This is a genomic window from Bacillus sp. ISL-47, assembly GCF_018613175.1.
Classification (GTDB): Bacteria; Bacillota; Bacilli; order Bacillales; family Cytobacillaceae; genus Cytobacillus.
On record NZ_JAGGQS010000058.1, the window covers coordinates 25218 to 37199 of the forward strand.

General features: G+C 40.3%; 7 protein-coding genes. 1 reads left to right on the forward strand and 6 read right to left on the reverse strand.

Going from position 1 to position 11982, the window contains the following annotated elements; genetic code table 11:
* Nucleotides 1-15: 15 nt before the first annotated feature.
* Together nasC and nirB are read right to left on the reverse strand one after the other, a co-directional pair.
* Nucleotides 16-2157, reverse strand: coding sequence for an assimilatory nitrate reductase catalytic subunit NasC (nasC, locus tag J7I93_RS19560; protein WP_214727724.1), 2142 nt, complete (start codon nt 2155-2157; stop codon nt 16-18).
* Between the two features lie 47 nt (nt 2158-2204).
* On the reverse strand, nt 2205-4556 hold the full coding sequence (gene nirB, locus J7I93_RS19565; protein WP_214727726.1) for a nitrite reductase large subunit NirB: 2352 nt from the start codon (nt 4554-4556) through the stop codon (nt 2205-2207).
* Between the two features lie 326 nt (nt 4557-4882).
* Between nirB and J7I93_RS19570 the strand changes: the two genes are divergently transcribed.
* Entirely contained in the window at nt 4883-6394 is a 1512-nt protein-coding gene (locus tag J7I93_RS19570) for a NarK family nitrate/nitrite MFS transporter (protein WP_214727728.1), read from the forward strand.
* 66 nt (nt 6395-6460) lie between these two features.
* Here the strand turns inward: J7I93_RS19570 and ltaS are convergent, their stop codons facing one another.
* The 4 genes from ltaS to J7I93_RS19590 form a co-directional block, all read right to left on the reverse strand.
* On the reverse strand, nt 6461-8461 hold the full coding sequence (ltaS, locus tag J7I93_RS19575; protein ID WP_214727729.1) for a lipoteichoic acid synthase: 2001 nt from the start codon (nt 8459-8461) through the stop codon (nt 6461-6463).
* Nucleotides 8462-9323: 862 nt separating this feature from the next.
* Nucleotides 9324-9998 carry a lysozyme family protein gene (locus tag J7I93_RS19580; protein ID WP_214727730.1) on the reverse strand — a complete coding sequence of 225 codons (675 nt, stop codon included), beginning with the start codon at nt 9996-9998 and terminating at the stop codon, nt 9324-9326.
* 300 nt (nt 9999-10298) lie between these two features.
* The gene (locus J7I93_RS19585) at nt 10299-11192 is read right to left on the reverse strand and encodes an NAD(P)-dependent oxidoreductase (protein ID WP_214727731.1); all 894 of its coding nucleotides are present in this window, start codon (nt 11190-11192) and stop codon (nt 10299-10301) included.
* 12 nt (nt 11193-11204) lie between these two features.
* Nucleotides 11205-11975 carry a hydroxypyruvate isomerase family protein gene (locus J7I93_RS19590; protein ID WP_214727756.1) on the reverse strand — a complete coding sequence of 257 codons (771 nt, stop codon included), beginning with the start codon at nt 11973-11975 and terminating at the stop codon, nt 11205-11207.
* Between the last annotated feature and the right edge of the window lie 7 nt (nt 11976-11982).

The window sequence follows — 11982 nt, forward strand, 5'->3', positions numbered from 1 at the left end:
TATCTCTTATTAAACTTATAGGTTTCCTAAGTGACTTACTTTCACCGCAGTAACTTTAAATCCTGGCATACGGCAAACAGGATCGAGCTGGTCCGATACCAGGAGATTAACATTTTGATTTTCAGCCCAATGAAAAGGGACAAAAATGGTATCCTGCCTTATATCTTCTGTCCATTGGCTCCTAACAATAATGCTGCCTCTTTTTGATTTAATCTTCATCAATGACTTATTCTGAATCCCGTACTTCTTAGCGGTTTCCGGATGAATTTCAGCAAAAGACTCAAAGTTTCTTGCCGCTAGTGATGGGCTTTTTCTTGTCTGGACTCCGGTTAAATAATGGGCAATCACTCTTCCTGTCGTAAGGAACAGCGGATATTCCCCGTCAGTTGCCTCTTTTGCTATTTCAGATGTATTGGATACAGGTATCATCACAGCTTTTCCGTCTTCGTGGGCAAAGGAATGTTCAAAAAGCCTTTCAGTTCCTTTATGGCCAGGATCCGGGCAAGGCCATAGAATTCCTTCCCCCTTTTTAAGACGCTCATAATTAATTCCATAATAATCGGCAGTACCACCCCTGCTGGCTTCTCTTAGTTCATTGAATATTTCTTCTGGTCCGGAAAAAGAAAAATACTCTTCCTTCCCTAGCATTCTGGAAATCTCACAAATGATTTGCCAATCATGTTTTACTTCTCCAGGACACGGCTTGCTTGCCGGGCGAAGCAGCACTCTTCCTTCCAGATTCGTCATCGTTCCCTCGTTTTCCAAATAAGAAGTTACCGGCAGGATCAAATCGGCAAGCATTGCTGTTTCTGAAATAAACATATCGGCAGCAACAAGAAAATCTAGTTTTTTCAGGGCTTTTTTCACAAAGTCTGCATTCGGGTTAGAGACAATGGGATTTGAGCCCATTAATAGCATTCCTTTTATCTCACCATCCTCGATTTTATTCATCATTTCATAAGCAGAGACGCCTTTGCCTGGCAATTCACTTTCGTGTATATTCCAAACACGTGCGATATAATGGCGATGATCGTGATTTTCAATGGAACGGTAACCGGGGAGCTGATCAGCTTTAAGGCCATGCTCCCGTCCACCCTGTCCGTTTCCCTGTCCTGTGATTGCCCCATAGCCGCATCCAGGCTTACCAATCTTCCCTGTTATTAAAAGAATATTTAAAAAATTCCGGACGGTGTGGTATCCATCTGTTTGCTGTTCAACGCCCCTTGCTGTAAAAACCATGCCGGTTGCTGCTTTCCCAAATATAATAGCTGTTTTCCTAATTTGACTGGCAGTTACCCCAGTCAATTCTTCAACTTCTTCTAACGTAAGGGTGTCTACATAGGCCTTAATTTCTTCAAATCCTTTTGTCCTCGCCTCTATAAACGGAAGATCAATCTCTTTTTCTTCTATCAGGACCTTCAAAATCCCGTTTGCCAAGGCTGCATCACTGCCCGGCTTCGGTTTTAAGTGCAGGTCTGCCATTTTAGTTGTGGCAGTCTCCCGCGGATCAATGGTGATAATAAAAGCGCCGTTCTCCTTCGCTTTCTCAAAATAAGGAAGAAGTGTTGGCTGGCATTCAGCAATATTGGTTCCCGCCAGAATGATACATTCAGCCAGCGGAATATCATTTAATCCATTCGTCATTCCCCGGTCCAGCCCGAAAGCATGAATGGCAGCAGATGCAGCTGAAGACATGCAGAACCGCCCGTTATAATCAATATATTTCGTCCTTAATGCCACTCTCGCAAATTTGCCCAGAAGGTAAGCTGTTTCATTGGTTAAAGAGCCTCCGCCATACACGGACAAAGCATTTAATCCATGCTCAGATTGAATTTCTTGGAACTTTTCCTTAATCATCCCCATGGCTTTCTCCCATGACACCTGTTCAAATTTCCCGTCCACTTTCTGAAGCGGATATTTGAGGCGTTCAGGATGCAGAGCATGCTGATGGGCATTCATCCCTTTTATGCATAAACGTCCATGTGATGCAGGATTTGCTTTTCCAATAACCCGATATTGCTTCCTCGTTACAATAGACTGTTCAATTACCTGTTTTTTGCATTGCATACTGCAGAAAGGACATTGTGTCTCATAAATTTTCTCAGATTGACCTTTCTGCTGCTTAGTTCGGAAATATTTTAATAACAGTTCTGTCATAGCTCATTCCTTTCCGCCTTTCATATGTTCATTTTTTTCTTTACAAACTAAAAAACGGGTAACTTTTGGCGGCAATTATATGAATCTTCTGCAAGGCGCTGGATTAAGAGTTTTCTTAGCTCCAAATCAAACACCACTTCCCGCAGGTGTATAAGCCCAATCCTTTCTGTCCATTCCGAAACACTCTCCAAATATTTGGCGGATTCCCTGAAATATTGAACCAATGTGCAAATCACCTCTTCCGCTTCCTTCTCAGTTGAAGCAATAGCCAAAAGCTCTCCAGCTTTTAATTGGATTCCTGCATTTCCGCCGATATAGATTTCCCAGCACTGTCTAAGTTTGATGACTCCAATATCCTTAACACCAAAGCCTCCCCTGCCATGGATGCAAGAAGCGATTCCAATTTCCAGCCGGTGCGGAGATGCTAGATATTCCGTTTTTTTCTGAAGCTGGAGAGCCAGTTTCTTTGAAATACCATTTTCACAGCTACAGCCTTTGAAACCGGTAAGCAAGGTGATGCTGACTGAATTATTGTCATGTATAGGGATTAATTTCATGTTTAAGGACTGCCAAATTTTCTGCAAATCTTCCTCTTGGATTCCTTTTAGCATGATTCGTCCGTCATTGCTGATGACTATTTCCGGAATACTGTATTGTTCAGCTACGGCTGCTATTCTTTGCAATTGATTGCTGTTCGTTTCTCCCAAATATATTTGCGGTTTGATTGTATAGGTGCCGTTTGCCTCCCTAACTGCGTTGTGTGTTTCACCAACGAAGACAGATTGACCATCTCCCTCATAATCGGGAACTGTCATTCGCAGGATATAATGCAAAGCAGGCACACAGATGGGGCAGCCATTTTCTTTGCGCCAGCCAAGATCTGTAAATATCCCTTCCACACTTTGCAATCCGCGAAGCTGGATCTCCTCTACAACCTCTTCTTCTGATAGATCCGTACACGCACATAATGTTTCAGGTTCAATATCTTCATGGAAATCATCGCTTTTTATATAGTACAGAAGCTCTTCGACCAGCGGCCTGCATCCTCCGCATGCCCCAGAAGCCTTTGTACATTCTTTCACTTCTTCTGCTGTCTTCAGCCCTCTTGTTAATACAGCTTCTGCAATCGCCTTTTTTGTGACACCATTACAGTTGCAAACGATACCGGTTTGAGCCATTGAACTTATGCTGCATTCCTTTTTAGAAGAATTCAAAAGAAGCAGCTTTTCTTCATCGGAAAAGTCTTTCTTCTTCTCCATCATGTCCAATAACCTTACATGGTCTTTTATGTCACCCATTAATAAAAATCCAGCCATTTTGTTATGCTTAAACACTATTTTTTTATACGTTTGTTCATCTTCGTCATATAAAGTCAGAGCTTTTTTATAGCCTTTTTCAAAAAGCTCCCCTGCAGAAAATACATCCGTTCCGGATATCTTCAGCTTCGAAGATAAAATAGAACCTTTATATTCCTCAGTAAACTTTCCGCAGATATGTTTCGCCAGTACCTTTCCCTGCTCATACAGCGGCTTTACAAGTCCGTATACAATCCCTCTATGTTCAGCACATTCACCTACAGCATAAATATCAGGGATACTCGTTTGCATAAAATCATTGACTAATATTCCCCTATTCGTTTTTATTCCACAATCATGTGCAAGCTTAATATTAGGCCTGACACCAGCTGCTATAATCACCAGATCAGCGGGAAGTTCTGTTCCATCTATAAAAATAACCCTTTCAACACGGCCGCTTCCTTCAAAGGATTGCGTTTCCTTCTCCAATAAGAATTTTATGCCCTGTTTCTCAAACGATCTTTGCAAAAGATTTGCTGCTTTAGAGTCCAGCTGTTTATTCATGATTCTTGCTGCATTATGGATAACATGGACATCCATTCCTAAATGGATAAGGCCTTGAGCAGCCTCCAATCCCAGTAAGCCTCCCCCAATTACAACGGCATTTTTACCTTTTTTTGATGAATGAATGATTTGCCTGCAATCTTCTATAGTACGGAATGTCATTACTCCTTCTTTGCTGCAGCCGGGGAGCGGCGGGACATAAGGAGTCGAGCCAGTAGCCAGTATAAGCTTGTCATAGGAAACTTTCCGATTTTTATTTGTAGTAAGTACCTTTTGCGCAGTGTTTAACTTCATAACTGTTTCATTGTTGAATAATTCGATTTGCCTTTTCACATACCAATCAGATTTATGGATTGTCAGATTTTCAATGGAAGACTTCCCTTGCAGGATAGAAGACAATAAGATGCGATTGTAATTTAGATGCTTTTCACTTCCGAAAACCGAAATGGAAAACCGGTTGGGATCCTGATGGAGGATTTCCTCTACACAGCGAATTCCTGCCATTCCGTTTCCAATAAGGACTAGTTTTTCTTTAGCCATAGTAACCCTCCAACAACTTGATTCCCACCTTTCTATATTTTTCTTTTTGTTATGTTAGATATTATCACATGAAATTTATAATTAACATAACTTTTTGATTATTTTCATCATTACAAAACTTTTGCCCCATCTTTCATATTTACTTTTTATGCTCCGTTTTTACCTATTCTCTATTGATATGTAAGCGTTTAATCCCGCTGCCAGCAATGGATATAGATGGAAATAGGGATTTTGAATTATGTAAGAAAACCTTACATAACTATTACATAAATATTTAAAGTATGCGATGATGTTAAAATATTCAGACTTTTTAAGGAGGATTTTTAATGAACGTTACAGATGTTTTCAAATTTAAAGATGAGCGAATGAAAGTATTGCACTATACATGGCTCGCATTTTTTATTTCATTTTTCACCTGGTACAACATGGCTCCTTTAGCTACCACCATGCTGGAGGAAATGAAATGGCTAACTGTACAACATATTGCTGCACTAGGTATTCTGAATGTCGCCTTAACGATTCCAGCCAGAATCATCATTGGGAACCTGCTGGATCGGTATGGCCCACGACTGGTTTATTCTTCTCTTTTGATTGTCATGTCCATTCCAACATTAATTTTCGCATTTGCAGATAATTGGCTCCAGCTGATGATATCCCGCTTAGTCCTCGGCAGTATAGGTGCAAGCTTTGTCATTGGCATCCGAATGGTTTCTGAGTGGTTCCCCCCAAAAGATGTCGGCTTTGCAGAAGGAATATATGGGGGCTGGGGGAATTTTGGATCTGCAGCGGCAGCCATGATCCTGCCGGTTATCGGCTTAAACCTTTTGGGAGGCGAAGACGGATGGAGATACGCATTAGCCTTAACAGGACTTATTTGTTTTGCTTATGGAGTATTCTACTATTGGGCTGTAAAGGATACCCCTGAAGGAAAATCCCTCGTTAAACCGAAAAGATCAGGGGCCATGGAGGTTAGCACATGGGGAGATATGTTTCGTCTAATCGTATGGTCCATCCCGCTTAGCGGCGCTCTAGCCGTCAGTGCCTGGAGAATTGAAAATCTGGGCTTTATGTCGGAGAGTGCTTTATATATTGTCTGGAGCCTGATTGGACTGGTATTTCTTATACAGGTTTATAAGATATTGGAAGTGAATATTCCTATATTAAAAGCGGGAGTTCCCGAGGAAGATCAATATAAATTTAAAAACGTGGCTGCGTTGAACAGTACATACTTTGCGAACTTCGGCGCAGAGCTTGCGATTGTATCCATGCTGCCCATGTTCTTTCAGCTGACATTCTCCCTGACACCTTCGACAGCCGGATTGATTGCAGCTTCTTTCGCTTTTATTAATCTTATTGCCCGTCCACTCGGCGGCATGCTCTCGGATCGGATGGGAAACAGAAAGAGAGTCATGCTCGTTTATATGCTTGGTATTTCGGCCGGCCTCTTAGGTATGGGGTTTATCGATTCCAATTGGCCATTATTCGCTGCTGTTATGATGACGATTCTGACTTCCATGTTCATACAAGGAGCTGAAGGGGCAACCTTCGCCGTCATCCCCATGATAAAAAAACGGATAACAGGGCAAATAGCCGGAATGGCAGGAGCTTATGGAAATGTCGGGGCAACGATCTATTTAATCCTGTATACTTTCGTTTCACCACAAACTTTCTTTTTTATCCTGGCAGCCGGGGCGCTGATCAGCTTTGCCATTTGCTTTTTCTGGCTGGAAGAGCCTAAAAACTCCTTTAGCTCGGAATATTATTTATCTGAACAGGATCGTCAAACTAACGAGGCCCCACGGGTTAAAGAAAGCATAAGGGAACGAAAGGCATTATAAGACCAACATCCCTAATACCAAAACAGCAAAAAGGCTGCCTGGATTTACCCAGGCAGCCTTTTTTATTTATTTATTAGATTGTTCTTCTACTGTTTTTTCACTTTCCACTTCTGTATTTGCACCTTCGGATTTTTCAGGTTTATAGTCATATTCCGAACGGTCTACCGGTTCAAAATTCTCAGGTGTGTAGAAACGAAGCAGGTCGCCATTTACTACTTTATCAGAAAGCGCCAGTTTTTGCTCAGCACTTTCCTGAAGCTTTTTCGCTTCTTCCAAACGTTCTTCTTCAAGCAGTTCGCCTGTCTTTGAATCATAGAACTTGCCGTCAACAGAAGAGATTGTCGGGCTCATAAAGTCACCGTTTCTGAACGGTACAAGATCATCGTGCTGTTCTGATAATAAATCTGTACCAAACTGCAGATAATCTTTAGTATCGATACCCAGCAAGTGCATTAGAGTTGGCATTAAATCAATCTGACCGCCAAATTCATGGTTTACTCCGCCTTCCATGCCAGGTACACGAATAAATAATGGAACACGCTGAAGTCCAGCACTATCAAACGGCGTAATTTCTTTGCCGAGAACTTCTTCCATTGCTTTGTTATGGTTTTTGGAAATACCATAATGGTCACCGTACATCACGATAATGGAGTTGTCGTACAGGCCGGATGCTTTAAGCTGCTCAAAGAACTCTTTAAGTGCTTCGTCAGCATAACGGGCTGTCTGGAAGTAATTATCCACCGATTTATCGCCAGTTGTATGCGGCTCAATCGTCGCCTTCTCCTGATCCATATGGTACGGATAGTGATGCGATACAGTAATAAATTTTGAGTAAAATGGCTGTGGAAGTGATTCCAAATATGGCATGGATTGCTCAAAGAATGGTTTATCCATTAATCCATAGTCAGCCATGTCCTCTGGCTTTAGATCATAATAGTTTGCATCAAAGAAATTGTCATAGCCAAATGATTTATAAATCTCATTACGGTTCCAGAAGCTTCCGGAGTTACCGTGGAATACGGCAGATGAATAGCCTTTATCCTTCAAGATCGCCGGAGCAGCATGGTATGTGTTCATACCTTTCGTTGTGAATGCAGAGCCCTGTGGCAATCCGTATAAAGAGTTTTCCAAGATAAACTCGGCATCTGCTGTTTTACCTTGCGCAGTCTGATGGAAGAAATTATCAAAATACATTGTGTTTTCTTCACGTGTTAATGAGTTTAAGAATGGCGTTACTTCTTCACCATGCAACTCATAGTTCATAAGGAACGTCTGAATAGATTCAAGATGAAGATAAATCACATTCATACCCTCTGCTGCACCAAAGTACTTCGGGTTCGGTTCTGCGTAATTCGATTTTGTAAAGTTTATGACTTCTGTTGTATCACTGCTATCCGCCATAACACGCTGAGCGGATGCTTTCGTACTTTGTACCGCATCATAGATCGTATAGTTGTACATACCCAGATACTTAACGATATAGTTGCGGTCAAATCCTCTAGTTAATAGTTCAGGACGGTCTGTTTCAGCAATGCCCAGGTTTGCAAAGGAAACAGCCAGTGAGGCATAAATCAATGCTGCCACTCTGCGGCGGGACATATCCTTTGTTTCAACTTTTACGACTTTAAAAACAAGCAATCCTATCAGCACTAAAACATCAATAAAGAAAAGGAAGTCATAGGAATTCAAAAGAGAGCTTACACTGCTGCTTACATCACCAAAGTTTTGGGTTTGGGTTAATGTAGGCAGCGTAATAAAGTCGTTAAAGAAACGATAGTACACCACGTTCGCAAATAGTAGGAAAGATAAAATGAAATAAATAACCATTAAGGCTATATACTTCTTTCTTCCCTTAAAGAAAAATGCAAGTCCTAAAAATAGCAGTGAAGACCCAAGCGGATTAATAAATAAAAGGATCTGCTGCAATGTACTTTCAATACCTAAATTAAATTGTGTCATTTGAGTTATATACGTTTTCATCCAAAGCAGAAATACTGCCAAAAAGAAAAAGCCAATATATTTATTAAAAATACCATGACTCTTTTGAAGTAAAGTATTCAAAATCATACACCTACCTTCTAGCACATTATTCTAACATAATTCACTATCAATTTTAAAATCATATGTTGGCAATCAATCTAGTAATTAGTATAACTGTTAAATATTAAAAAACTATGAACAAACTAAGAAATAACTTAAAGTACTGTGCAAGAATATAACTATACTCCGTTTTTGCAAAAAGTCAAGCATGTCCGGATAAAACAGCTATTCCCGCCTATAAGAACAGTACTTTAGGCTCTGAACCCGAAGTGCTTTTAAGTGATCTTTCTATGAAATGATAGAACCATCTAATTACTTAACAGAAAATAAACTCACGTATATATAGACGATTGAAAAGCTATTTAGTTTCATTTTTTATGTAAAAACTTATTAAAATATAATTTTTGAACCAAAGAGAAAAAACAGACAACAGCCCATTTATATGATAGGCAATAAAAAAATATACCTTGATGCGGAAATTTAACATGGCGGTAAAACATAATTTACATCACTAAATGGACAATCTGGCTGACAATAATCATTTAACGATGCTGCTCTCGGCAAAATCCTGCGCTAAACAATACTCAGAAATAAAGGTTACTTGCTACTGCTGCCATAATCTAAATAGCTTCAGTCATGACCTATGAACAATTCCTCTTGGAGAATACTTTTAAACCCCATCAGCTTAAAAATATAAAAGTGAGGGGTTTTTTGGTTTGAAAGAGAAGTGGTTTTAACATAACACATATAGAACGTATTTAAATATGAATTATGAATAAAGAAGAGTATTTTAAAAAAATACAAACCAAAAACCGCACAAAATTTTTTAGTGCGGTTTTTGACTACAATATTTATTATGTTTTATTTTTGCACCAGTGTTGGAGACCGTTTACCAAACCGATTTAAAATCCCCGGTCTTCTCAGAATTGCTTGCTGTTAGGATTTCTATGTTTTTGGTTACTTTCGTTGTATAAGTGAAATCGCCATAACAATATGGGTAGCGGAAGTTATTTTTATCACCGCCGCAGTTATAAACCTGGGGGTTCTTTTCTGCCTGTACAAGAGAGAACTTCTTGGCTATCTCCTCACTATGCTTCCCGCCTTGCTTAGCTACGAAGTCAATATAGCCAATCCCCATATTATAAGCCTGGATAACGGTAGGGAAATCTACATTTTTCTGGTTGCCATAATTAAAAGCTCTCTGAAAATGTTTTACTCCCTGTTTAATGCTCTTTTCCGGATCGCTGATGGAGTTGGGGGGCAAACCTGCAGATTCAGAGGCCTGCATGGGATCTCCGCCCTTTCCTTTGCTTTCCTGCTGCATAATAGCCGCAAGCACCAACGTATATTCTTCAAGATTTACCTCTTCCAATTCCCTTCGAAGAACCGGCGTGTATTTGTGCACATCTTCAGCTACAGGATTTGGCAGGAACTTCACCGCTTTTTCCTCTACGTTGAGCTTTAGAAATTGGTCAATTAGGACAAAGGAAAAAATAATCGTAAATAATAATAAAGCTATATTTGAACTGCGTTTTACTCTTTTTTTGCTTTTTTTACGCTTCATTGCTGTTCTCCCGGTTTTTCTATTAGTTCAGTTTTTTCTATTATACTAATTTAGGAGAATAACGGCAAAGCATTATAATTTTAATAGAAAAGTCTCTCTGTTATTATTCCCTTTTTCAAACTGGCAAAATATTTATCGGTCAGATTACATAGTTTATCAGTCAAATCTTTAATATATCGGTTAGTTTTCCGATATATCGGTCAGTTTTTAATTTTATCGGTCAGTTCGCTTCGGACCAGCTTGTCACTAATTTCACTTGGAAAATAATAAAAACGGAGGCAATTCAGCCCCCGCTCTAATCTATTTTTTTCTTTTAACAACCACTCCTGCTTGTTCCTCCAGCGTCTGAATGACAGAAGACATATCCTGATCACTAAGTCCCTTGTCCGCAGCGTTTTGAAAAGCCTTTTCTGCCATTTGCCCTGTATATTGCATCAGCCCTGTTTCCTCCAAAAGCCTGTTGGCCAGGCGGACATCTTTATGGACATATTTCACTGCCCCGCCAGGTTCGAAATTTCTATCAAATACGTACTGTTCCATATGTCTCCGCAAAATCCTGCTATCTCCATAGCTAACCTTTAAAATGTTAAAGAGCTGTTCGGAATCTAAACCATACGCTGCTCCGGCTACCATTGCCTCTGATGCTGCCAGAGAATGGACTGCAACAAGATACTGATTGATGAGTTTGGCAATGCTGCCTGAACCAGAAGGACCAAGATATTCAACGGTTTCACCCAGCACCGTCAGGATATGGTTTATTTTTTCGAAAGCCGCTTTCTCTCCTCCGACCATTATCGTTAAAGTGCCGTTTTCCGCACCTTCTGGCCCACCGCTTACAGGAGAATCAAGATAACGGATCTCTTTCACATTTGCCTGCTCATATATTTCTTTACTTGTACCCTCTCCTACTGATGTCAAGTCAATGCAGACAGTTCCAGGGCGGGCATATTCGATAATGCCCTCATTTCCTGTATAAACCTCCAAAACATCCCCTGGCATGGATAAGCAAGTGCAAATCACGTCACATTGGCGGGCAAGCGAGCTGATGGAATCAGCATGATCAGCTCCCTGATCCAGTAGCGCCTTAGCCTTTTCAATCGTCCGATTATATACATACACCTGATAGCCGTTATTAAGCATGCGTTTAACCATCCGTGAGCCCATTACTCCGGTTCCAATAAAACCAATTTTCATGCTATATCCTCCCTACTCTAATTCCTTTAGCCACTCAAAGCTTTCCTCGCTTCTGCCTTGCGGGTTATACTCAAGGCCAATATAGCCTTTATAGGAATCTTTCAAATGCTGAAGTATATTCTTATAATTCATTTCTCCTGTACCTGGCTCATGCCTTCCCGGGTGATCTGCAATCTGTACATGCTCCACAAGATTAGAATATTTTTGATAGATTGAAAGCGGGTTTCCATGGATTCTTTCAATATGGTAAAAATCAAACTGAAGCTTCACATTTGGCAAATCAACAATTTTCAATATCTCCACAGCCTGTTCTAGATCATTTAAGAAATAGCCAGGCATATCGAAAGGGTTGATAGGTTCTATTAATAGAGAGATTCCATATGCCGCCATTTTTGAACCAGCATACAAAAGATTATCAATATATACTTGGTTTGCTTCTTCTTGATCGCTTTCAGAAACGATTCCAGCCATACAATGGATGTTTGTAACCTTTAAGGCATTTGCATAACGGATTGCTTCATCTACTGATCTCCTAAACTCTTCAATACGGCGGGGGTTAGCAGCTATGCCACGATCTCCTTTTTCCCAATTACCTGGCAGCAAATTAATCAAAAGCAATGATAACCGATTCTGCTCGAGCTCCCTCTGAATTTCTTCTATTGTACAGTCATACGGAAATTGGCACTCAACATATGAAAAACCATTTTCCCTGGCTTTTTTTAACCGCTCCAAAAAAGGAAATTCTGTAAAAACGGTTGAAATATTAACGGCGAATTTTTCCATCATAACC

What these genes read in the sequence shown, in the direction of transcription:
- nasC (WP_214727724.1), bottom strand. Translation starts at nt 2,157, where the DNA reads ATGACAGAACTGTTATTAAAATATTTCCGAACTAAGCAGCAGAAAGGT.
- ltaS (WP_214727729.1), bottom strand. Translation starts at nt 8,461, where the DNA reads ATGATTTTGAATACTTTACTTCAAAAGAGTCATGGTATTTTTAATAAA.
- J7I93_RS19585 (WP_214727731.1), bottom strand. Translation starts at nt 11,192, where the DNA reads ATGAAAATTGGTTTTATTGGAACCGGAGTAATGGGCTCACGGATGGTT.
- J7I93_RS19580 (WP_214727730.1), bottom strand. Translation starts at nt 9,998, where the DNA reads ATGAAGCGTAAAAAAAGCAAAAAAAGAGTAAAACGCAGTTCAAATATA.
- J7I93_RS19590 (WP_214727756.1), bottom strand. Translation starts at nt 11,975, where the DNA reads ATGGAAAAATTCGCCGTTAATATTTCAACCGTTTTTACAGAATTTCCT.
- J7I93_RS19570 (WP_214727728.1), top strand. Translation starts at nt 4,883, where the DNA reads ATGAACGTTACAGATGTTTTCAAATTTAAAGATGAGCGAATGAAAGTA.
- nirB (WP_214727726.1), bottom strand. Translation starts at nt 4,556, where the DNA reads ATGGCTAAAGAAAAACTAGTCCTTATTGGAAACGGAATGGCAGGAATT.